This is a genomic window from Pseudomonas sp. PDM27 (genome assembly GCF_019219205.1).
In the GTDB taxonomy this organism is placed as follows: Bacteria; Pseudomonadota; Gammaproteobacteria; order Pseudomonadales; family Pseudomonadaceae; genus Aquipseudomonas; species Aquipseudomonas laurylsulfatiphila.
The window spans coordinates 13,839-36,043 of record NZ_JAHUWF010000008.1; the positions used below are offsets into that span (position 1 = coordinate 13,839).

At 59.4% G+C, this 22,205-nt stretch carries 22 protein-coding genes and 1 pseudogene; 21 read left to right on the forward strand and 2 right to left on the reverse strand.

The genetic code is table 11. From position 1 onward, the window contains the following. The first annotated feature begins 48 nt into the window (after positions 1 to 48). From KW838_RS17145 to KW838_RS29545, 10 genes and pseudogenes are all read left to right on the forward strand, one after another. Positions 49 to 534: a chemotaxis protein CheW gene (locus tag KW838_RS17145; protein ID WP_060541431.1), complete on the forward strand. Its 486-nt coding sequence runs from the start codon at positions 49 to 51 to the stop codon at positions 532 to 534. Further along, positions 535 to 927: a DUF2802 domain-containing protein gene (locus tag KW838_RS17150; protein ID WP_218501912.1), complete on the forward strand. Its 393-nt coding sequence runs from the start codon at positions 535 to 537 to the stop codon at positions 925 to 927. A 445-nt stretch (positions 928 to 1,372) separates the two neighbouring features. Then, a complete protein-coding gene (locus KW838_RS17155; RefSeq protein WP_371317858.1) occupies positions 1,373 to 1,699 on the forward strand; it encodes a PAAR domain-containing protein in 327 nt (108 codons plus the stop codon). A gap of 9 nt (positions 1,700 to 1,708) precedes the next feature. Further along, positions 1,709 to 2,788, forward strand: a complete 1,080-nt coding sequence (locus KW838_RS17160) for a hypothetical protein (protein WP_218501917.1) — start codon at positions 1,709 to 1,711, stop codon at positions 2,786 to 2,788. A 35-nt stretch (positions 2,789 to 2,823) separates the two neighbouring features. Further along, the gene (locus tag KW838_RS17165) at positions 2,824 to 5,700 is read left to right on the forward strand and encodes a type VI secretion system Vgr family protein (protein WP_218501919.1); all 2,877 of its coding nucleotides are present in this window, start codon (positions 2,824 to 2,826) and stop codon (positions 5,698 to 5,700) included. 2 nt (positions 5,701 to 5,702) lie between these two features. Next, a complete protein-coding gene (locus KW838_RS17170; RefSeq protein WP_218501921.1) occupies positions 5,703 to 7,664 on the forward strand; it encodes a phosphatidylserine/phosphatidylglycerophosphate/cardiolipin synthase family protein in 1,962 nt (653 codons plus the stop codon). A gap of 3 nt (positions 7,665 to 7,667) precedes the next feature. Continuing rightward, complete coding sequence (locus KW838_RS17175) at positions 7,668 to 8,699, forward strand: DUF6396 domain-containing protein (protein ID WP_256358885.1); 1,032 nt, start codon at positions 7,668 to 7,670, stop codon at positions 8,697 to 8,699. 73 nt (positions 8,700 to 8,772) lie between these two features. Then, positions 8,773 to 9,837, forward strand: a complete 1,065-nt coding sequence (locus KW838_RS17180) for a sel1 repeat family protein (RefSeq protein WP_218501923.1) — start codon at positions 8,773 to 8,775, stop codon at positions 9,835 to 9,837. A gap of 72 nt (positions 9,838 to 9,909) precedes the next feature. Further along, entirely contained in the window at positions 9,910 to 10,974 is a 1,065-nt protein-coding gene (locus tag KW838_RS17185; RefSeq protein WP_218501925.1) for a DUF6396 domain-containing protein, read from the forward strand. Positions 10,975 to 11,004: 30 nt separating this feature from the next. Then, positions 11,005 to 11,097 (forward strand): annotated as a pseudogene (locus KW838_RS29545) (DUF2802 domain-containing protein); the annotation flags it as partial. A 173-nt stretch (positions 11,098 to 11,270) separates the two neighbouring features. Here KW838_RS29545 and KW838_RS17195 read toward each other — a convergent pair. Next, a complete protein-coding gene (locus tag KW838_RS17195; protein WP_218501931.1) occupies positions 11,271 to 11,600 on the reverse strand; it encodes an EscU/YscU/HrcU family type III secretion system export apparatus switch protein in 330 nt (109 codons plus the stop codon). Beyond that, positions 11,597 to 13,171: a flagellar hook-length control protein FliK gene (locus tag KW838_RS17200; protein WP_218501932.1), complete on the reverse strand. Its 1,575-nt coding sequence runs from the start codon at positions 13,169 to 13,171 to the stop codon at positions 11,597 to 11,599. The genes KW838_RS17195 and KW838_RS17200 overlap by 4 nt, the downstream gene beginning before the upstream one ends. A 199-nt stretch (positions 13,172 to 13,370) precedes the next feature. Here KW838_RS17200 and ccmA point away from each other — a divergent pair, with 199 nt between their 5' ends. From ccmA to phnN, 11 genes are all read left to right on the forward strand, one after another. Then, positions 13,371 to 14,006: a cytochrome c biogenesis heme-transporting ATPase CcmA gene (gene ccmA, locus KW838_RS17205; RefSeq protein ID WP_102702636.1), complete on the forward strand. Its 636-nt coding sequence runs from the start codon at positions 13,371 to 13,373 to the stop codon at positions 14,004 to 14,006. Continuing rightward, positions 14,003 to 14,671, forward strand: a complete 669-nt coding sequence (gene ccmB, locus KW838_RS17210; protein WP_007980754.1) for a heme exporter protein CcmB — start codon at positions 14,003 to 14,005, stop codon at positions 14,669 to 14,671. Before ccmA ends, ccmB begins: the two co-directional genes overlap by 4 nt. 73 nt (positions 14,672 to 14,744) lie before the next feature. Beyond that, on the forward strand, positions 14,745 to 15,500 hold the full coding sequence (locus tag KW838_RS17215; protein ID WP_007980756.1) for a heme ABC transporter permease: 756 nt from the start codon (positions 14,745 to 14,747) through the stop codon (positions 15,498 to 15,500). Further along, positions 15,497 to 15,673, forward strand: a complete 177-nt coding sequence (ccmD, locus tag KW838_RS17220) for a heme exporter protein CcmD (RefSeq protein ID WP_007980758.1) — start codon at positions 15,497 to 15,499, stop codon at positions 15,671 to 15,673. Before KW838_RS17215 ends, ccmD begins: the two co-directional genes overlap by 4 nt. Next, positions 15,670 to 16,125 (forward strand): cytochrome c maturation protein CcmE, encoded by a 456-nt coding sequence (ccmE, locus tag KW838_RS17225; protein ID WP_007980760.1) that lies wholly within the window; start codon positions 15,670 to 15,672, stop codon positions 16,123 to 16,125. Before ccmD ends, ccmE begins: the two co-directional genes overlap by 4 nt. A gap of 3 nt (positions 16,126 to 16,128) precedes the next feature. Next, on the forward strand, positions 16,129 to 18,117 hold the full coding sequence (locus KW838_RS17230) for a heme lyase CcmF/NrfE family subunit (RefSeq protein WP_218501933.1): 1,989 nt from the start codon (positions 16,129 to 16,131) through the stop codon (positions 18,115 to 18,117). Beyond that, a complete protein-coding gene (locus tag KW838_RS17235) occupies positions 18,114 to 18,650 on the forward strand; it encodes a DsbE family thiol:disulfide interchange protein (RefSeq protein ID WP_218501934.1) in 537 nt (178 codons plus the stop codon). Before KW838_RS17230 ends, KW838_RS17235 begins: the two co-directional genes overlap by 4 nt. Further along, entirely contained in the window at positions 18,647 to 19,120 is a 474-nt protein-coding gene (locus KW838_RS17240) for a cytochrome c-type biogenesis protein (protein ID WP_102702641.1), read from the forward strand. The genes KW838_RS17235 and KW838_RS17240 overlap by 4 nt, the downstream gene beginning before the upstream one ends. After that, positions 19,113 to 20,315, forward strand: coding sequence for a c-type cytochrome biogenesis protein CcmI (ccmI, locus tag KW838_RS17245; protein WP_218475329.1), 1,203 nt, complete (start codon positions 19,113 to 19,115; stop codon positions 20,313 to 20,315). Before KW838_RS17240 ends, ccmI begins: the two co-directional genes overlap by 8 nt. A gap of 15 nt (positions 20,316 to 20,330) precedes the next feature. After that, on the forward strand, positions 20,331 to 20,738 hold the full coding sequence (locus tag KW838_RS17250; protein ID WP_015096214.1) for a hypothetical protein: 408 nt from the start codon (positions 20,331 to 20,333) through the stop codon (positions 20,736 to 20,738). Positions 20,739 to 21,571: 833 nt separating this feature from the next. Further along, positions 21,572 to 22,138 (forward strand): phosphonate metabolism protein/1,5-bisphosphokinase (PRPP-forming) PhnN, encoded by a 567-nt coding sequence (gene phnN, locus KW838_RS17255; RefSeq protein WP_218502276.1) that lies wholly within the window; start codon positions 21,572 to 21,574, stop codon positions 22,136 to 22,138. The last annotated feature ends 67 nt before the right edge of the window (positions 22,139 to 22,205 follow it).

A 22,205-nucleotide genomic window follows, 5' to 3' on the forward strand; every position in this document is an offset into this window, starting at 1 on the left:
GTCGCACGGAACACACACCGCCAGGGCGGTTTCTTGAGGGGTCAGGGTATGAATGACAAGGCAACGGCGGCAAAAGGTTCCGAAGATCCGATCCTGCAATGGGTCACCTTCAAGCTGGACAACGAGACCTACGGCATCAACGTGATGCGCGTCCAGGAAGTCCTGCGCTACACCGAAATCGCCCCGGTCCCGGGTGCCCCGAGCTACGTGCTGGGCATCATCAACCTGCGCGGCAACGTCGTCACCGTGATCGACACCCGTCAGCGCTTCGGCCTGATGAATGCCGAGATCAGCGACAACACCCGTATCGTCATCATCGAAGCCGACAAGCAGGTTGTCGGGATCATGGTCGACAGCGTGGCCGAAGTGGTTTACCTGCGTCAGTCGGAAATCGAAACCGCGCCGAACGTGGGTAACGAAGAGTCCGCCAAGTTCATTCAAGGCGTGTGCAACAAGAACAACGAATTGCTCATCCTGGTCGAGCTGGACAAGATGATGAGCGAAGAAGAATGGTCGGAACTGGAGAATATCTGATTGATTCTCGAGGTTGCGGTCATTGTCCTGTTCCTGTTCTGGGCAGGCACGCTGGCAATGTTCCTGGCGTACATTCGCGCCCAGAAGCTGATCGCCGCGCAACAGGCCCAGGGCGATGCGCTGCGCGACCAGCGCATCAAGGACCTGGGCAAGCGCGTTGACAACTACCAGAACGGCAACGTGCGCATGGGCGAAGACCTGCATGAATTGCGGGCGATCGTTGCGCCGTTGCCGGACAAACTCGCTCAGCTGGAACAGCGCGACCCGACCAGCCTGTCGTTTGCCCAGGCAGCACGATTGGTCGGGATGGGCGCCAGCGTCAACGAACTGACCCAGTCCTGCGGCTTGACCCAGGCTGAGGCTGAGTTGATGAGCAAGCTTCACAAGAACTGAGTTTTGCTATCACGTTGAAATCGCTTTCGCGAGCAAGCCCGCTCCCACACTGTACCAATGTCGTACACAAAATTTGTGTTCACAGAAGACCGAATGTGGGAGCGGGCTTGCTCGCGAAGGCGGCCTCAAAAGCTCAGTAGTCATCCCCGCGTTCGGTGATGTCCTTCTCCACCATCGGGCATCCGGGTCCTGTCCCGCCGGAAACTTCCCCTTCAGATTTCACGCAAACGCAATGTCCCGGCAAATCGTTGGATAACGCTCCTGCGAAACATTGCCCCCCCCAGCGCCATCCCCGCCCGCAATCTCAACACATCCGTTTTCACGTTCAGGCGCTTCGTGATGTCGGGCAGGATCGCACCTGGGACGCGTCCTACATGGTCGTGGGACTCGGACTACTTGGTTTGAGGAAAGCGCTGACTTGTGGCAGTCGACCTCCGTCAGTACCGTGCTCCTCTTGTATTTGCCCTCGGTTTCAGACTGCGAGCCGAGTCTTCCCTGTTCAATCACGGACGTCACTTTGCGCCCCATCATCGTAATCGACGACCCGACCTCTGATGGAGGGCGTGTTTGTCAGGGATCGCCCTGGATGGATATCAACGGTTTCGCGGTGGCGAGAGTCGGAGATCGAGTCTTGTGCCCTCACGGGGAATGCATGATCGAAAGTGGTGATGAAACACTGCTGGTCGATGACAGGGCGGTTGCTCGTGACGGTGACCTGACTGCCTGCGGTGCAAGGTTGATAGCTACGCAAGAGGACACAGGCCTTCTCTAAGGAACAGAGATGGAATATCGAAGAAGTATCTACGACCGTATCTCCGAACGACGGTTGGCGGCGCAGGAGGCTCAACGTCTGGCGGACGCCGTATTTCCCGCAGGGGATTTCGCCTCCAGCTGCGTCAGTATTGCGCGGGCCTGGGTCTGGCTACCTTGCGGCGCTTATGACGCACCGTTGCCGGTGAGCGAACTGGCAGGGATGCGTACCGACTTCTCTCACGACCCACGCCTGCTTGATGCGCGCGGACTGCGACGGCCCATTCGCCGTCTTGCCACTCCCGCCGCAGCGCGTCCGGCAGTCGAGGCGCTGGGGCGTTCCAGTGAAATCCTGCAGGGCGCCCTGAAAAAATGGGCGTCGACAATGCGCGATTCAATCGACTGGTCGAACACCCAGGTTGTGTTGTTCGCCCCAGACGCTGTGGGAGCGATGGACTGGATTGATCGAGCCGTGAGCCTGTGGCCTCGGGAGCTGATGCCACTGCGTGGTTTTGACCTGCAGACCCAAGCCCCTGCGCAGTGGTTGCCCGAGGTCCTAGGTCACAGTGCCGGGCCGCAGGATCTGTTGTGCCTGAGTCTGGACACGTGGGGCTGCAAGGAGCAGGCGCCGTATTGCATACCTGATGAGATAGCCGGCGAAGCAGTCAGCGCGGTGTTACTGCGTCGCCGGCCGAAGTTTGCGGACCCGCAGACCGACAGTGCTTTGAAACTTTTTGCGCCAATCCAGCTGGATCATCCGGCACGCACTGCACAGGCGCGTACCGACACGCAAACCCTCGAACTCTTGATGGCAAAGCTGTGCGAGCGCACGGCCATCGATCCGGCGCGAGTCAGCGTGCTGATCGGGGAGGGCGCACTCGGTGACAACCGCCTCACTCAGCTCAACGAATACGCCCGGCGTTTCTTGCCAGGCCTGGACCTCGAGCACCAGGTTCGCCTCAACACAATTGGCGCCCGGTTCGGACCTTCGACCGGGCAATGGGTGCAAATCGCCCTCGCCTGGCTGACCGCAAGCGCTGAACCTGGCTGCGCCGTGTGGATACTGGATCGCACGTTATCCGACCAGACTCGGGGCTGGCTGATCGGCTGAAGCCTCATGGACTTGAAATACAGGGAGTTTGAACGGTGAATTCAATCACAGACGCCGCATTGGCCACGTTTGTCCAGCCGTTGAGCCAGGCTGGACGCCTGTTGCAACTGACGACACCCCTAGGGCAGGAGCTGTTCGCGTTGCGCGCCCATGCCCGGGAGCAACTGGGCCGGGTGCCTCGCTACACGGTTGACGTGATCAACCAGGCCACGGTGTTCGACCCGGAACAGCTCATTGGTCAGGCGGTGCAACTGAGCATCAAGCTGGACGACGGTAACTTGAGCCCCAGGCATGGCTGGGTGGAAAGCGTGCGTTACCTGGGAAGTGACGGCGGTCTGGACGACTGGCAACTGGTCTTCGCTCCCTGGTTCAGCCTGCTGGAGTACCGTGTGGATTGCCGGATCTGGCAGGAGGTGAGCCTTCCCGACCTCCTCGCCCAGGTATTCCAGCACTATAGCCAGGCGCGTGGCGCGTACCGTTTCGAACTGTCACGGGAATATCCGCTGCTGTCCTACGTCACCCAGTTCAACGAGACCGATGCCCATTTCGTGCAGCGCTGGTGCGAACAGGAAGGTTTGTTCTGGTACGTGGAGCATGCGCACGATAGCCACTGCATCGTGTTCACTGACAGCGCCATGCTTTTACCGACCTTGAACCCATCGGCCTTGCGTTTTCATACGCAACAGGCCGCTGACCGGCAAGACAGCATTACTCAATGGAGTCCGGGTGCCCGATTGCTCAATGGCGTGGTGCAATCGAGCAGCAGCGACTACCTCTGTCATGCCCGATCACAAATCACGCGAACTCCGGCGCTGCCTGCATCTTCGGCGCCGCCCGATCTCGAACGTTATCAATACCGTGGGCAATATGCCTGGCAAAACCCGGACCGTGGCGACTGGCTGAGCCGTGTGCAGATCGAGCAGGACGAGTCGGCTGCAAGACGCATCCATGGACAAGGTGGCGTGCGACAGATGCAACCCGGTCATGGTTTCGAGCTGACCCAACATCCATTGTATGAATTCAAGTCGCCCAAGGAACGCCAGTTCCTGATCATTGCGGTCGAGTTCTTTGCCCAGAGCAACCTGCCGGTCGGCACGCAGCGAGTCAGCCCGCCCGGTAGCCTGAAAGCGCTTTTCGAGTCCGAGCAGCGTCAGTCGATGCTCGAGGTGGCTAACGAAGGCTTTTACCAGAATCGCTTTGAAACCCAGCGGTTGGACATTGCTTATCGCAGCCCTTTCACCCATGCCAAACCGGCCAACCCCGGCCCGCAAACCGCCGTCGTTGTGGCCCCGAGCGGTCGTGAGGTCTTTACCGACAATCTCAACCGTATCTGCGTACGCTTTCATTGGGACCGACTGCTCAAGGATGGCGAACTGGGCTCATGCTGGCTGCGCATGATGCAGGCCAGCAGTGGCGAGGGCTGGGGCAGCGTGAACGTGCCACGCTCTGGGGAAGAGGTCGTGGTGACGTTCCTCGACAACGACATCGACCGCCCATTGGTGATGGGGCAGGTCTATGGCGGACACAAGCCCGCCTGGCACTCGAGCGGGTTGATGAGTGGTTACAAGAGCCAGGAGATCAAGGGGCTCGGCTACAACCAATGGGTGATGGACGACTCCACCGGCCAGGTACGGACCCAGATCCATAGCAGCCATGGCCACAGCCAGTTGAACCTCGGTTATCTGATCGACCAGCAGGGTAATCAGCGTGGCGCCCTGCGGGGCACGGGCTTTGAGTTGCGCACCGATGCCTACGGTGCCCTGCGCGCGCAGCAGGGTTTGTATCTCAGCACCTGGCCACGCACCAAGGCGCAAGGTGGCCAGGTCGATGTCCAGGAAGCCCGGACGCAACTGACAAACGCACAAGCGCGGGTCAAGGCATTGTCCGAGGCCGCTCAGCAGCACAACGCCCTGCCGATGCAGGGCAGTGTCGACAGCCTCGATCAGCTTGATATCGACACTCGGCTGGACTATGGCAGCGAGGGCAAACCTCTCACCAGTACTCAACGACAACCACGCAATGGCGGCGATACCGATGGGGCGATCAGTACGGGTGGCCGTGGCCGTACGGCCGGCTTTCACAAGCCGTTGTTGATCGCGTCAGCGCCCGCCGACATCGTCACCGCGACGCCGCAAAATACCCACGTCCATAGTGGCAAGCAGTTGACCTTGTCGAGCGGAGAGGACATCAACCTTGCCGGCGGCTCGTCATTGCTGGCCAGTGTTGCTCAAGGCATCAGCCTGTTCGCCAAGGCCGCGGGCGCCAGGCTGTTTGCGGCCAAAGGCAAGATAGAAATACAGGCACAGAGCGATGCCATCGAGCTCACCGCCCGGGACAGTGTGCGTATCACTTCGACCGCGCGCTCCGTCGAGATTGCCGCTCAGGATGAAATCCTGCTGACCAGCGGTGGCGCCTACATCCGCATCAAGGACGGCAACATCGACATCCATGCGCCCGGCACCGTTGATGTAAGGGGCTTGAAAAGGTCCTTCAGGGGCCCGGCACAACTTAACCGCGATAACCCGGCCTGGCCGGCAGGCTCGGCCAGGCAGTCACTGATGTTGGCGGTCGGGAAAAGCAGTGCAGCCGGGTTTCAGTCGTGGGCGGGCATGCCCTACACACTCTTTGCCGATGGGGTTCGGGCTGCAAGCGGTGTGATGGACGCCAGTGGCCGGATCGCTGTCGACCACCACGTCACCACCTCCCGTTATCACATCGAACTGGCCAACGGCGTCAGCTACGAGGTGCCGGTGGGCGGCGACTACCTGGGAGAGCCGGGCAATGCCGAACGGGCCAACCAGGGTTTCCACCGCCATGAGCGCCGGCCTCAACCTGACGATACGCCGCGGGACAGCCGTAGCCGGTTCCGCATGGCCTACACCCAACTGAATACTCCAGAAGCGGAGGCTTGAAGATGACCCTGCCCACGATCACAGTCCCGATCGCCACGAGCAAGACCACCTCCTGCCAGCTCAACCTGCCATGGTTCGTGCAGTGCACCGAATACGACCCGGTGCCCGCCACCTTCGAGCCGCTGGTGAACGGCGAGCGCGCCTTTGGCGCGGTTTATGACGCCATCATGACCGCCAAAAACAGCGTGGAAATCATCTGTTGGGGTTTTCAGCCTTCGATGTACTTCAAGCGGGGCGATACCCGTTCGCTGTGCATTGGCGATCTGCTGATCAAGAAAGCCCATGAAGGGGTTCAGGTCCGAATCCTGTGCTGGTACGACACGCTGCGTGTCGCCCAGACTTCGGAGAACCCGACACCCGGCGACAACGTCTCCAATTGGTCTGGCAGATTCAAGCAGAACCGCAACGATGCACAAATCGAATATGACAAGTTGTGGTATCGCCAGGTCCGGCTGGCCTACACGGGCGCCGAAACCGGCCCCATCGAGCTGGGCCAGCGTTTCTTTCGCCTGATGCGATGGGGTAACGATCCCTCTCTGGGCATCAAGAACATCGAATTCGTCACACGCGACTTCGGCTTGCTGGATCGCGCAGAAATTGCCTGGCGGCTGAACTGGAAGGCACTCGACAAGGATCGTGACACGATCAACAAAATCATGAGTTCGGTGGCGATGGTTGCCGAGCCGAGCCACCACCAGAAAATGGTGCTGGTGGACTACGAGCAACCAGAGGTCGCCGTCGGGTTCGTGATGGGGCACAACACACTGGATGCCTATTGGGACGATGATCATCACAGATATGCTCGACACCAGGCGCAGTTCGGGCGCAACGGCGAAACACCCCGGCAGGACATTTCCAGCCGAGTGACCGGGCCGGTGCTTGAATTTTTGAACGACAACTTCTGCACCGCCTGGAAAAAAGAAACCCGCATCGACCTGCTGGGCCCTCGCCAGCACATCGCCGGACAACTGCGCGTGCGCCCAGGCTTTGGCCCTCCCGTCATGGCGCAGATACTCAGGACCCAAAGCCAGGAAGACATCCGCGACATCGAAAAGGTCTACCTGAAGGCCGTCAACAACACGACCCGATTCATCTACATCGAGAACCAGTACTTTCGCTGGCCGCCGCTGGCGGACAAGATCAAGAGCGTCGTGCAAAACCTGCTCAATGGGGGCCGCGATCTTGAAAAAGACGGGCCGGTGTATCTGTTCGTCGTGACCAATTCCTCCAGCGAGGCGATGGGCGATGGCTCCGTCAATACGTTCCGCATGTTGAAGCAGTTGGGCCGTCCGGAGCTGATGCCGGGTGTCGCCAAGGACGAGCGGCGTGACGGTTTGCTGGCCGAACTTGCGCAAGCCAGGCTGGCCGAGCGCCTGGCTTCCATCAATGCACGCATCTTCAAGGATCAACGCGATACCGATCATGACCCGGCGGCGGCCCGGTACTACGAAACCTTGAAAGAAAAGCTGGAGCGCGCACGCGCCAGAGTGGCGCAGCTTGAAAATGAATTTCCCCAGAAGAACCAGTCCGTCATCTCACCCACGGAAATCCCCGGCCTGAAAGTGCACATTTGTACCCTGGTGGCACCTGATTCCCCGCCAGAAAACTGGATGGATGTGTATGTGCACAGCAAGTTGATGATTGTCGATGACGTGTTCACCACGTTGGGTTCCGCGAACATTAATACGCGCAGCATGCAGGTGGACAGTGAGTTGAATATTTGTATTGAGGATCCTGCGGTGACTCGGCCGTTGAGGGAGCATTTGTTTGGGGTGCATACGGGGGGGAGGGTGAAGGGGAATGATATGGCTGAGATATCCGAGATATGGAACTACATTCTTGAAAAAAATGACGAGAGAAGAGTACACGGTTTGCAAAGAAAAACAGAATTTACCCTGAGTTCCCCGATTGCATCATTGGTTGAGTTTTTACAAGAAAGTCCTGTCAGGAGGAATTTGGACTAATTGATGAAAAAAATATTTGTTGTTTTGGTTTTTTGTTTTTTTATCAGCGCTTGTTCAAAAAAGGAAGAAAAGATGCCCGATATGTCGCAGACAGATTTTGCCTATAATAGGCTGGAATTTAAGTGCGCATATGAGCGCGATTCGTTGCCTGTGTTGAATCAGGATGCGGACGTCCTATACCGGTATGGCCTTTACCTGGAAAAGCGTAAAGGACAGAAGGATTACGACGAGATAGCCCGCTATTATCGTATCGCAGCTGCGCACGATCATTACAAGGCCGCGACCAACCTGCAATTTCTATTGTCAACCGGACAAGCCCACTCTCCTAACGCTAGTAAAGAGGTCATCGATCTAGCCGAATACTATGTTGCTCAAGGTATCCCTGGGGCTTATTACGACATGGCGCATTACCTGGAGTTGGGTTATGGCGTCAAACAGGATATTGCCGCGTCCAGAGCGTACTTTCGACGGGCGGCCGATTTGGGGAATCCGGATGCTCAGTATTACATAGGCAGGCTTCTGTCCTATGTACCCAATACGGCCGAAATCATGCTTGCGATGTACAAGTGTGCGATGGAGCAGGGTAATCGATCGGCAGGAAGAAAATACTCAATTTATTCGCAAGGATCAGGTGATTACAAAGACTCCTTGCAAGGCTATCAAATAGCAGTTCGGTATGGTGATGCCGCTAGTGCCAGTCGACTGGCTAGCGCATTCGAGGGCCCCCCAGCGTCCGATGAGCTTTATTACTTGGCACTTGAGCAAGATACCGAACGCGTCGAACGATATAGAAAAATTAACTTATTTCTGCGACGTCACGAACATTTAGGGGCGAATATTCCCGAGCTAGATGACATCGTCCCACTCCCACCTGCAACTCTCCCTCAGTGGGACGGTACGTTCCAATGGAAGCGAGAGCGTGACTCGGCTGTACCCATCATTCCATCAGCAGAGCTGATCGAGAAGCTAAGTGCTGAAAAGGGACTCGATCCGGCCACCGGTTTGCCGCTGCCGACGTCCGCCGGAAATACCTGACCATTGCATTTTGTTTGGCAGTTCGGAGGACGTGAATGGATGATGGGTAAGTTATTAGTTATCGAGTGAAGTTATGCAGGGAAATTTAATAAGTAATCGGGTGGGGGCGAGTAAGCTACTGCTGACAATGTTCAGTTTCTTGATGATCATGGCCTGCTCAAAAAAAGAAGAGCAGATGCCTGATGCTGTGTCGGTGGACTTCGCCTACAGTAGGCTGGGGTTTAACTGTGCATATGAGCGCGATTCATTACCGGCGTTGAACCAGGATGCGGACATCCTGTATCGGTATGGCCTTTACCTGGAAAAGCGTAAAGGGCAGAAGTATTACGACGAGATCGCCCGCTATTATCGTATCGCGGCTGCACACGATCATTACAAGGCCGCGACCAATCTGCAGTTCCTGTTGTCAACCGGACAAGCCCGCTCTCCTGACGCCAGTAAAGAGGTCATTGATCTGGCGGAATATTATGTTGCTCAAGGCATCCCGGGGGCTTATTACGACATGGCGCATTACCTGGAGTTGGGTTATGGCGTCAAACAGGATGTCGTGGCGTCAAGGGCCTATTTTCGGCGAGCGGCTGATTTGGGGAATCCGGACGCGCAATACTATATAGGGAGACTTTTATCTTACGTACCCAATACGGCCGATATCATGCTGGCGATGTACAAGTGCGCGATGGAGCAGGACAATGCCGTAGCGGGAAGAAAATACGCAATTTACTCGAAAGGCTCAGGGCTTTACCAAGAGGCTCTGCACGGTCATCAAACAGCTATCCGAAATGGTAACGTCACTAGCGCGTATAGTCTTGCGAATGCATTTAAAGGACCACCGGCGTCTGATGAACTTTACTATATGGCATTGCAGCAAGATGACGAGCGTGTCAATCGATACAATAAAATTGGTTTTTTCCTGAGTCGACATGAACACCTCGGGGCAAAGATCCCCGATCTGGATGATATCGTCCCGTTCCCTCCTGCGACCCTCCCCGAGTGGGACGGTACCTTCCAATGGAAGCGAGAGCGTGACTCGGCTGTTCCCATCATTCCATCAGCAGAGCTGATCGAAAAACTCAGCGCCGAAAAGGGACTTGATCCCGCCACTGGTTTACCGCTGCCAAAACCCGCCGGGAATACCTGATCATTACCGTCGGAATGCAGTTCGGAGAAAGTGAAGTGATGATGGGTAAGTCATTGGTCATCGAGTGAAGTTATGCCGGGAAAATTAATAAGCAATTTGGTGGGGGCGAGTAAACTGCTACTCGTATTGTTCAGTTTCTTGATGAACATGGCCTGCTCAAAAAAAGAAGAGCAGACGCCTGGTGCCGTGTCGGTGGACTTTGCCTACAGTAGACTGGAGTTTAAGTGTGCATATGAGCGCGATTCATTACCGGCGTTGAATCAGGATGCGGACATCCTCTATCGGTATGGCCTTTACCTGGAAAAGCGTAAAGGGCAGAAGGATTACGACGAGATCGCCCGCTATTATCGTATCGCGGCTGCACACAATCATTACAAGGCCGCGACCAATCTGCAGTTCCTGTTGTCAACCGGACAAGCCCGCTCTCCTAACGCTAGTAAAGAGGTCATCGATCTAGCCGAATACTATGTTGCTCAAGGTATCCCTGGGGCTTATTACGACATGGCGCATTACCTGGAGTTGGGTTATGGCGTCAAACAGGATATTGCCGCGTCCAGAGCGTACTTTCGACGGGCGGCCGATTTGGGGAATCCGGATGCTCAGTATTACATAGGCAGGCTTCTGTCCTATGTACCCAATACGGCCGAAATCATGCTTGCGATGTACAAGTGTGCGATGGAGCAGGGTAATCGTTTGGCGGGAAGAAGTTACGCAAGTTACTCGAAGGTCTTAGGGGCTTACCAAGAGTCGCTCGAAGGTTACCAGTCTGCAACTCGAAGCGGCGACGCAAACAGTGCTGGAAATCTGGCGAGTGCTTTCGAAGGGCCGCCAGCGTCCGATAAACTGTACCACTTAGCTGTACATCAGGATGACGAGCGCGTTGACAGATACAATAGAATCACCGATTTCCTGACTCGACACGAACACCTCGGGGCAAAGATCCCCGATCTGGATGACATCGTTCCACTCCCACCTGCAACTCTCCCTCAGTGGGACGGTACGTTCCAATGGAAACGAGAGCGTGACTCGGCTGTACCCATCATTCCATCAGCAGAACTGATCGAGAAACTCAGCGCCGAAAAGGGACTTGATCCCGCCACCGGCTTGCCGCTGCTGAAGTCCGTCGGGAGCCTCTAATAAATGCTGTCCCGGCACTAACTTCTCGCGATGGCGGGCATGGACCTAAGCATCGACGAACTGACCCAATCCTGCGGCTTGACCCAGGCCGAGGCGGAGTTGATGAGCAAGTTGCACAAGAACTGGTTACCTGTAGGAGCGAGCCTGCTCGCGATGGACGTCAACGAAAACGCGGGCATTCTGAATAAACGCGTCGCACTTGAGTCCATCGCGAGCAGGCTCGCTCCTACAATGGTTCGGAGTCGTTCACAAAATCCGGAGCCACCTCTGCCCCCTGTGAGGGCGGGCTCGAAACTTCAATAATCATCCCCGCGTTCGGTGATGTCCTTCTCCACCATCAACGCATCCGGATCCTGCCCCGCCGGAAACTTCCCCTTCAAGCTCCACGCAAACGCAATAATCTCGGCAATCGTCAGATACAGCTCCTGCGGAATGCTGTCCCCCAGTTCCATGCGCGCCAGCAGCCTCACCAACTCGGCATTTTCGTAGATCGGCACTTCGCAGTCGCGGGCGATTCGCAGGATTTCTTCCGCCAGCTCTTCGTCGCCCTTGGCGGTGAGGGTGGGGGCGTGGGTGCCGTCGTATTTGAGGGCGATGGCCTGGCGTGGGGCGTTGGGGTTTTTCATGCGGTTTCGTCGACCCAGCGTTGTTCGAGGCGGGTTTGCGGGCCTTGGGGTGGTGTGCCGAGGTGGCAGTCCAGGTCACCGACGTTCAGGCCGGCGGAGAGCAGGCGGTCGCGCAGCCCGGCCAGGTTGTTTTCGATCAGGCTGGCGGTGTACGGCCGTTCGGCCCAGAGCTGGCTGGAGAGGCTGCCCTTGATCAGTTGTGCCTGGATTTGCAGCGGCCCCAAGGGCTCCATGGCGAAGGCCAGTTCGACTCGCCACAGCTGTTGCTTGGGTTCGCCTTGTTCGCGACGCTCCTTTGGCTGTTCTTTCTCGGGGGCGTCCTCGCGCTGGAACTTGACCTGCAAGGGCACGATGTCCTGCAGGTTGCGCATAGGGATTTCCATTTGCCAGGTGCTCATCAGTCGTCCATCGGCGGTGACACCGGTTTGTTCCAGGCTCGACAGCTGATGGCTTTGCAGGCGTGAAACCGCAGCGGCGGCCAGGCGTAGCAGGTGTTCGAGGTCGTTTTCGCCTTCGGCACTTTGCAGCAGGCGGTCGGGCAGCGGGAAACCGCCCGGCGACGGTTTGGCACTGACCTGGCCGAGCATGCCCAGGGCGTTGCGAACAAAATTCGGCATGGCCTGGGCCAAGGTGTTGGCGGCGATGATCGCGCCGAGGCTGGTGTTGGCCGGCAAGCCCTGGCTCAACTGCGCAACCAGTTTGAGCAGGTCGCCTTTCATGTCCGGCGCGAGTGTCGGGTTTAGCCCGTTCAGCAGTTTGCTTTCGAGGAACGCACCACTGCTGGCCAGCGCCAGGGCCAGGCCCTTGGGGGTGCTCAGTTGCTGGACATCCGGCAGGCCGGCGAGCAACCGGGCAGCGGCGCTGCGCAGTTCGGCGGAGGTCTGGTCCGAGGGCGCAAGGTTCTGCAGGAGTTTGAGCAAGCCGTCCAGCGAGCCTTGGCGGCTTTGCTGGTCGACCAGTTGCCGGGTGACCGCCAGTTGTTCCTGGCGGCTGCTCAGGGGCACGAATTTCAATGTCTGGCTGTCTTGCACCTGCGCGCTCAACAAGGTGCCGATGCGCAAGGGCTGTGGACTGTCGATGTTCAGGGTGCTGCCGCTCAGTGCGGTGTTGAGCAGGCTCACCATCGAGCGAAACACCATGGGCTGACCGGGGACCTGTGGCAGCACTTGCGAGGTCAGCACCTTGCCTTGCAGCAGGGTGCCAACGGGCAGTTGTGCGGTGTCGAGGCGGGTGAGGGTGGCGACGCTGGAGGCGATGGCCTGTTGCACCGTCACGGCCAGGTTGCCGGCCGAGGGCTGGGTGACGACCAGCGTGGTGCCCTGGGCCAGCGGTTGATTGCCGGTGGTCTGGACCGTGGTCTGACGGCCGCTGTCGAGGGTGACCTTGAGCAGCATCTGGAAAGTCTGATCCGCCTGCTTGAGCGACAACACTTCGGCCTGGGCGGTTTGACCGACGCTGATCAGCCCCTCCACCGGCGTCAGCAACTTGAGCAACTCACCGCTGAGCACCTGCGGGCGCGAGGTCGCCGGGAGGGTCTGCGGTAGCGGGAGGATGTTCATTTCGCCTGTCATACGCGGTCACAACCTGAGGAAAATGCACTCTTTAGAGTAGGGCTTGGCATGTATAATGCCGCGCCGTTGTATCCAAAAATGGCGAAAACTTTGCAATTGTTTGACGCAGCTCTCTAGAACAAGACGTCATTGCATCTATGCTGCATCTCTTTAACGGCCGCGCCAGTGCCGACTTGAACCGTATAAGGCCCGTGAACCCTTGACCAGTCCTGTCCTGCAAACCGTTGCCCTTGCCTGTGAGCGAGACCTTCGGCTGCTCTTCGAAAATCTCGATTTGAGACTGGCCAGTGGCGAAATGATGCAAATCAGTGGCCCCAACGGCAGTGGCAAGACCAGCCTGTTGCGCCTGCTCTCGGGGCTGATGCAGCCGACCGCCGGTCAGGTGCTGCTCAACGGTCAGCCGCTGAACGAGCAACGCGGCGAACTGGCGCGCAACCTGCTGTGGATCGGCCACGCGGCCGGGATCAAGGATTTGCTGACACCGGAAGAGAATCTGAGCTGGCTGTGTGCCTTGCATCATCCAGCGACCCATGAGGCGATCTGGCAGGCGCTGGCGGCGGTCGGGCTGCGCGGATTCGAGGATGTGCCTTGCCACACCCTGTCTGCCGGTCAACAGCGCCGCGTCGCGCTGGCACGCCTGTACCTGGACAGCCCTGCGTTGTGGATCCTCGATGAACCCTTTACCGCCCTCGACAAGCAGGGCGTGGCGCAACTCGAAGAACACCTGGCCGGCCACTGCGAACGCGGCGGCATGGTGGTATTGACCACTCACCACACGCTGAGCCGGATGCCGGCCGGTTATCGCGACATCGATCTGGGGAGCTGGGCCGTATGAGTGTGTTCGGCCTGTTGGTCGCCCGCGAGGCGCGTCTGCTGTTCCGCCGTCCGGCGGAGCTGGCCAATCCGCTGGTGTTCTTTGCCATCGTCGTTTCGCTGTTCCCGCTGGCGGTCGGACCCGAGTCTCAATTGTTGCAAACCTTGTCTCCGGGGTTGGTCTGGGTGGCAGCACTTTTATCGGTCCTGCTCTCGCTGGACGGGCTTTTCCGCAGTGATTTCGAAGACGGATCCCTTGAACAGTGGGTCCTTTCGCCGCACCCCCTGGCTCTTCTGGTTTTGGCCAAAGTGCTGGCACACTGGGCTTTTTCCGGGCTGGCACTGGTTTTGCTGGCGCCCTTGCTGGCGCTGATGCTCGGTTTGCCTGCCGCCTGTCTGCCGGTGTTGCTGCTTTCGTTGCTGCTCGGTACACCGGTACTGAGCCTGCTCGGTGCAGTGGGTGCGGCGCTGACGGTCGGCTTGAAGCGCGGTGGCCTGTTGCTGGCCCTGCTGATTCTGCCGTTGTACATCCCGGTATTGATCCTTGGCAGTGGTGCCTTGCAGGCAGCCTTGCAGGGAATGCCGGCGACCGGTTATCTCCTGTGGCTTGGTAGCCTGACCGCCCTGGCGATAACCCTGACACCCTTTGCAATAGCTGCTGGCCTGAAGATCAGCGTCGGCGAATAATGAGGTCTGGTTAAAAAATGACCAGTAAAGACCCTGGCTCTTCAAAGAAAAGAGCAACCGTGATGGAAACAGTATGAACTGGACGTGGTTTCACAAGCTCGGCTCGCCCAAATGGTTTTACGGCATCAGCGGCAAAATGCTGCCCTGGCTGAGCGTCGCGGCGTTGCTGCTGATCAGCGTTGGCGTGGTCTGGGGCCTGGCCTTTGCGCCGCCTGACTATCAGCAGGGCAACAGCTTCCGCATCATCTATATCCACGTTCCGGCCGCCATGCTGGCGCAGTCCATCTACGTGATGCTGGCGGTGTGCGGCATCGTCGGGCTGGTGTGGAAGATGAAACTGGCCGACGTCGCCCTGCAGTGCGCGGCGCCCATCGGTGCGTGGATGACTGCCGTGGCGCTGGTCACCGGCGCGATCTGGGGCAAGCCGACCTGGGGCTCGTGGTGGGTCTGGGATGCACGCCTGACGTCCATGCTTATCCTGCTTTTCCTGTACTTCGGTCTCATTGCGCTGGGCAACGCGATCAGCAATCGTGACAGCGCGGCCAAGGCCTGTGCGGTGCTGGCGATTGTCGGCGTGATCAACATCCCGATCATCAAGTACTCGGTGGAGTGGTGGAACACCCTGCACCAGGGCGCGACGTTCACCCTCACCGAAAAACCGGCAATGCCTGCCGAGATGTGGCTGCCTTTGCTGCTGACGGCGCTGGGTTTCTACTGTTTCTTCGGCGCGGTGCTGTTGCTGCGCATGCGCCTTGAAGTGCTCAAGCGTGAAGCCCGGGCCAGTTGGGTCAAGGCCGAAGTGGAAAACAGCCTGGAGGTCGCTCGATGAGTTTTGCTTCATTCGGCGACTTCATCGCCATGGGTCATCATGGCCTGTATGTCTGGTCAGCCTATGGCATCTGCCTGGCGGTATTGGCCCTCAACGTGGCGGCGCCGATCCTGGCCCGCAAGCGGTATCTGCAACAAGAGGCGCGTCGTTTGCGCCGGGAGAACGGCAAGTGAATCCGCTGCGCAAAAAGCGTCTTATCATCATTCTCGCGATCCTGGTCGGGGTCGGCGCTGCCGTCGGCCTGGCCCTGAGCGCCCTGCAGCAGAACATCAACCTGTTTTACACACCGACCCAGATCGCCAACGGCGAAGCCCCCCATGACACGCGCATCCGCGCTGGTGGCATGGTCGAGGCCGGTTCCTTGCAACGTTCCGGCGACTCGCTGGACGTGAAGTTCGTCGTCACCGACTTCAACAAATCCGTGACCATCACCTATCGCGGCATCCTTCCGGACCTGTTCCGCGAAGGGCAGGGCATCGTCGCCCTGGGCAAGCTCAATGCCGATGGCGTGGTGGTGGCCGATGAAGTGCTGGCCAAGCACGACGAGAAGTACATGCCGCCGGAAGTGACCAAGGCGTTGAAAGACAGCGGTCAATCGGCTCCAACGCCCGCGAAGGAGGGTTGATCCATGACATCCGGCATCTTTATTCCCGAGCTTGGCCATCTGGCGATGATCCTGGCCCTGTGCTTCGCCCTGGCCCAGGCCGTGGTGCCGCTGTTCGGTGCCTGGCGCGGTGACCGCCTGTGGATGAGCCTGGCCCAGCCGGCCGCCTGGGGGCAGTTCAGCTTTCTGCTGTTTGCCTTCGGTTGCCTGACCTACGCCTTCATGGTCGATGACTTCTCCGTGGCCTATGTGGCCAACAACTCCAACAGCGCCTTGCCGTGGTACTACAAGTTCAGCGCGGTGTGGGGTGCCCACGAAGGGTCCCTGCTGTTGTGGGCCTTGATTCTCGGTGGCTGGACCTTCGCGGTGTCGGTGTTCTCCCGGCAGTTGCCACAGGTCATGCTGGCCCGCGTGCTAGCGGTGATGGGCATGATCAGCACCGGTTTCCTGCTGTTCCTGATCATGACCTCCAACCCGTTCAAACGCATCCTGCCGCAAATGCCCAGCGACGGTGCCGACCTCAACCCCTTGCTGCAAGACATCGGCCTGATCGTGCACCCGCCGATGCTGTACATGGGCTACGTCGGTTTCTCGGTGGCCTTCGCCTTCGCCATCGCCGCGCTGATGGGCGGTCGCCTGGATGCCGCGTGGGCGCGCTGGTCGCGTCCGTGGACGATCGTGGCCTGGGCCTTCCTCGGCATCGGCATCACCCTCGGCTCCTGGTGGGCGTACTACGAGCTCGGCTGGGGCGGCTGGTGGTTCTGGGACCCAGTGGAAAACGCCTCCTTCATGCCATGGCTGGTGGGTACCGCGCTGATTCACTCGCTGGCGGTCACGGAAAAACGTGGCGTGTTCAAGAGCTGGACGGTGTTGCTGGCCATTGCTGCGTTCTCGTTGAGCCTGCTGGGTACTTTCCTCGTGCGCTCCGGTGTGTTGACCTCGGTGCACGCCTTTGCCTCCGATCCGGAACGCGGCGTGTTCATCCTGATTTTCCTGCTGTTCGTGGTCGGCGGTTCATTGACGCTGTTCGCCCTGCGCGCGCCGGTGGTCAAGAGCCAGGTCGGCTTCAACCTCTGGTCCCGGGAAACCCTGCTGCTGGGCAACAACCTGGTGCTGGTGGTGGCCGCCTCGATGATTCTGCTCGGCACCTTGTACCCACTGATTCTCGATGCCATGACCGGCGCCAAGCTGTCGGTCGGCCCGCCGTACTTCAACGCGCTGTTCATTCCGTTGATGGCGTTGTTGATGGTGGTGATGGCGGTCGGCGTGATCGTGCGCTGGAAAGACACCCCGGTGAAATGGCTGCTGAGCATGCTGACGCCGGTATTGCTCGGCAGTGCAGCCATGGCCGTGGTGGCTGGCGTCGCGTACGGCGACTTCAACTGGGCAGTGCTCGCGACCTTCATGCTCGCCGCCTGGGTGCTGTTGGCCGGTGCGCGTGACATTGTCGACAAGACCCGCCACAAAGGCCTGATCAAAGGCCTGCCCACCCTGACCCGCAGCTACTGGGGCATGCAGATCGCACACCTCGGCATTGCCGTGTGTGCGCTGGGTGTCGTGCTGTCGAGCCAGAACAGTGCCGAGCGCGACCTGCGCCTGGCGCCGGGCGAGTCCATGGACCTGGCCGGATATCACTTCATCTTCGAAGGCGCCAAGCACTTCGAAGGCCCGAACTTCACGTCCGACAAGGGCACCGTCCGGGTGATCCGCAACGGTAAGGAAATCAGCGTGCTGCATCCGGAAAAACGCCTGTACACCGTGCAGAACTCGGTGATGACCGAAGCGGGCATCGACGCCGGTTTCACCCGCGACCTCTATGTCGCCCTCGGTGAACCGCTGGGTAACGGCGCCTGGGCTGTGCGCGTACACGTCAAACCGTTCGTGCGCTGGATCTGGTTCGGTGGTTTGCTGACAGGTGCAGGTGGCTTGCTGGCGGCGCTGGATCGGCGTTATCGGGTCAAGGTCAAAAGCCGCGTGCGCGAAGCACTGGGCCTGTCGGGAGCCACTGCATGAAGCGTTGGTTGATGTTGTTGCCACTGGCGATTTTTCTGGTGGTTGCCGTGTTTCTCTACCGTGGGTTGTACCTGGATCCGGCCGAGTTGCCTTCGGCCATGATCAACAAGCCGTTCCCGGAGTTTTCCCTGCCGGCGGTGCAGGGCGACAAGACCCTGACCCGTGCCGACATTCTGGGCAAGCCGGCGCTGGTCAACGTCTGGGGCACCTGGTGCATTTCCTGCCGGGTCGAGCACCCGGTGCTGAACAAGCTGGCCCAGCAGGGCGTGGTGATCTACGGCATCAACTACAAGGACGTCAACGCTGATGCCTTGAAGTGGCTGACGGACTTCCACAACCCGTATGTACTGGACATCCGTGACGACGAAGGCTCGCTGGGCCTGAATCTCGGTGTGTACGGCGCGCCGGAGACCTTCTTCATCGACGCCAAGGGCATCATCCGGGACAAGTTCGTCGGGGTGATCGACGAGCAGGTCTGGCGCGAAAAACTGGCGGGCAAGTACCAGGCGCTGGTCGACGAGGCCAAGCCATGAAGCGCTGGATTGCTGCCGCTGTCCTGGGCTTGAGTATGGCCGGTGTGGCTCACGCGGCCATCGACACCTATGAGTTTGCCAAGGAAGGTGACCGCGAGCGTTTCCGCGAGCTGACCAAGGAGCTGCGTTGCCCCAAGTGCCAGAACCAGGACATTGCCGATTCCAACGCACCGATTGCCGCCGACCTGCGCAAAGAGATTTTCCGCATGCTCGGCGAAGGCAAGGACAACCAGCAGATCATCGACTTCATGGTCGACCGCTACGGTGATTTCGTCCGCTACAAACCTGCGTTGAACGCCAAGACTGCCTTGCTCTGGTTCGGCCCTGCCGGCCTGCTGCTGGGGGGTGTCGTGATCATCGCGGTGATCGTCCGTCGTCGTCGCGTGCAACGCGCCGGCACCCCGGGCTCGCTGTCTGCCGAGGAGCGCTCGCGCCTCGACCACCTGTTGGATAAAACCAAGAATGATTGATTTCTGGCTCGCTGCAGGTCTGCTGCTTCTGGTTGCCCTGAGTTTTCTGTTGATCCCGGTGCTGCGCAGCCGTCGTGCCCAGCGTGAAGAGGATCGTACCGCCTTGAACGTCGCGCTTTATCAGGAGCGCGTGGCTGAGTTGCAGACTCAGCAGGAAGAGGGCGTGCTCGATGCGGCGCAAATGGACGCCGGTCGCGCCGAAGCCGCCCGTGAGTTGCTGGCGGACACCGAAGGCGTCGACGCGCCGCGAGTGTCGCGACTGGGCAAACCCTTGCCATTGCTGGCGGCGGTTCTGGTGCCGGTGCTGGGCCTGGGGCTGTACATGCATTACGGCGCCAGCGACAAGGTCGAACTGACCCGCGAATTTTCCCAGGCACCCAAGTCGATGGAAGAGATGACCCAACGCCTGGAGCGCGTGGTCGCCGCTCAACCGGATTCCGCCGAAGGCATGTACTTCCTCGGTCGCACCTACATGGCGCAGGATCGCCCGGCGGACGCGGCGAAGATGTTCGAGCGCACGGTGAACCTGGCCGGTCGTCAGCCCGAACTGCTCGGTCAATGGGCTCAGGCCCAGTACTTCGCCGATGGCAAGAAGTGGTCGGACAAGGTCCAGGCCCTGACCGACGAAGCGCTCAAGGCCGATCCGAAAGAAGTCACCAGCCTCGGCCTGCTCGGCATTGCTGCGTTTGAAGGCGAGCGTTATCAGGACGCCATCGATTACTGGAATCGCCTGTTGGCGCAGTTGCCGCCGGACGACCCGTCCCGGGAGGCGCTGCAAGGCGGGATCACCCGGGCCACGGAGAAACTGGTGGCCAGTGGTGGCAAGGTTGCGCAAGCACCGGCGGCCAAGACCGCGGCGTTGCTCAAGGTCAGCGTCGATCTGGCTGCGGAGCTCAAAACCAAGGTTCAGCCTGGCGACAGCGTGTTCATCTTCGCCCGTGCGGTCTCCGGTCCGCCGGCCCCGCTGGCGGTCAAGCGCATGACCGTGGCCGACCTGCCGGTGACCGTCGAGCTGAGTGATGCCGACGCGATGATGCCGCAATTGAAACTGTCGAACTTCCCTGAAGTCCAACTGGTTGCGCGCATTTCCCGTGCCGGCAAACCGACCGCCGGCGAGTGGATCGGTCGCAGCCAGCCTTTGGCCAGCAGCACCACCGCGCCGCAAACACTGACCATCGACAGCCCGGACAAATAACAGGAAAACGCTACCATGACCGCCATCGCTCGTATTGCCCTGCTCAGCGTCGTTTTGGGGTTAAGCGCTTGTGCGGTCCAGCGACCACCGGAGCAAACGGCTCCGCCGCCGATACCGCCGTCGCAGCCCAGCCCTACGCCATCGACGTCGCCGGTACCGAGCAAGCCGTCTGTTCCGGTAAAACCCTCCAAGCCGCTGCCACGCACGTCTGCCAGCTTTGCGCCACCACCGGGGGGCAATAGCCATTGGGATCCGAAGCTTGGGGTTTATGTGCTGGATGATCAGCCCAATACGTTTTATCGCCAGCGTACCTATTACCGCTGGGATAACGGCTGGAGCCGGTCGATCAGTCCGAAGGGGCCGTGGGAGGAGACTGATATTCACGGTGTACCGGGTGGGCTGGGACGGCAATTCGGGCAGTAATGCACTAAGGCGACCTTCGGGTCGCTTTTTTGTGCCTGCCGAATGTGATTGCCGGGCTGATGCTGAACCCCTGTGGGAGCTGGCTTGCCAGCGATGGCGGCCTGACAGCCGACCGGTCTTTTGTTGACTGAGTACATATCCGTTTTTTAGGTAACGGCGGTTGGCGGTTTCGCCCTTACGGCGACTCACTTTTTTACAAGCGCCTAAAAAAGTAAGCAAAAAACGCTCGCCCCTTACGTACGGCCCCTCGCTGAGGCTCGGGGTTCCTTCGCTGCGGTATTCATCCGGGGGCATTGCCCTCCGGTCGGCTTCGCTTCGACCTACATGCAATGAGTTCGACTGCGTCGAACGGCGCTGCGCGCCCATCCCCGGATGAACACCTCCGCTCAGCCTGCCGAGGGGGCGGGTGGATCAAGAGCGGCAGGCGAGCTAACGCTCGGCCTGTTGAGTGGTGGGGTTGTACGCGGGCGGCCCTATGGCCGACCAATCTCTTTCGGCTAAACACACGCCCCCTGTAGGAGCTGCCGAAGGCTGCGATCTTTTGATCTTGATCTTCCGCCTCTTCGACATGGTCAAAAACCAAAATAAAAAGATCGCAGGGTATGACTCACCCACATAGGTAACAAAACAGTTCAAGCACATAGGTAACAGTTTTTAACCGGCACTGGTCGAACACCCTGAGCCTATACCGTGATCGGGTGGAAAACCTGCTGGTGCAACGGGTGCAGGTGATGGATCATTCGCCGGGCCAGCGGGCTGATCGGGTGCAGGCGCAGTCAGGATGGTTTGCCGGTGGTCCAGCAAGTGTGGCGACAAATGAAGAGGGTGTTTTGATGGCGGGCAGGTTGATCTATCTCATCGGGCCTTCAGGTTCGGGCAAGGACAGCCTGCTGGATGCCGCACGAACGCGGTTGGCCGAACGCGGCTGCCGTATCGTTCGGCGGGTCATTACCCGCTCGGCCGAAGCCGTGGGCGAGGCGGCGCTGGGTGTCAGTGCGCAGCAGTTTGCGGATATGGTAGCTCAGGGCGCGTTTGCCCTGAGCTGGCACGCCAATGGGTTGTCCTATGGCATCCCGCGGGAAATCGACGATTGGCTGGCCGCCGGCCTGGATGTACTGGTCAATGGTTCGCGGGGGCATTTGCAGGCAACCCGCCTGCGCTATCCGAATGTGCTGGTGCTGTTGCTGACTGTGGATCAAGCCGTGTTGCGTCAACGCCTGCTGGGACGCGGGCGTGAGTCGCCGATCGAGATCGATCAGCGCTTGGCGCGCAATGTGCGATTCAACGAGCGGCTGCTGGCAGAAGACTCGGCCGTACATCTGCTCGACAACTCCGGGCCGCTGGAGTCTACGGTCGAACACTTGCTGGCCTGTATTGACGAGCAATCCCCATGTGCCTGACGTTGCAGTGCATCGTCGAGTTACAGCCGAAGCCGCCGGTGTTGACCCGTGTTGGGCACACCCTGGA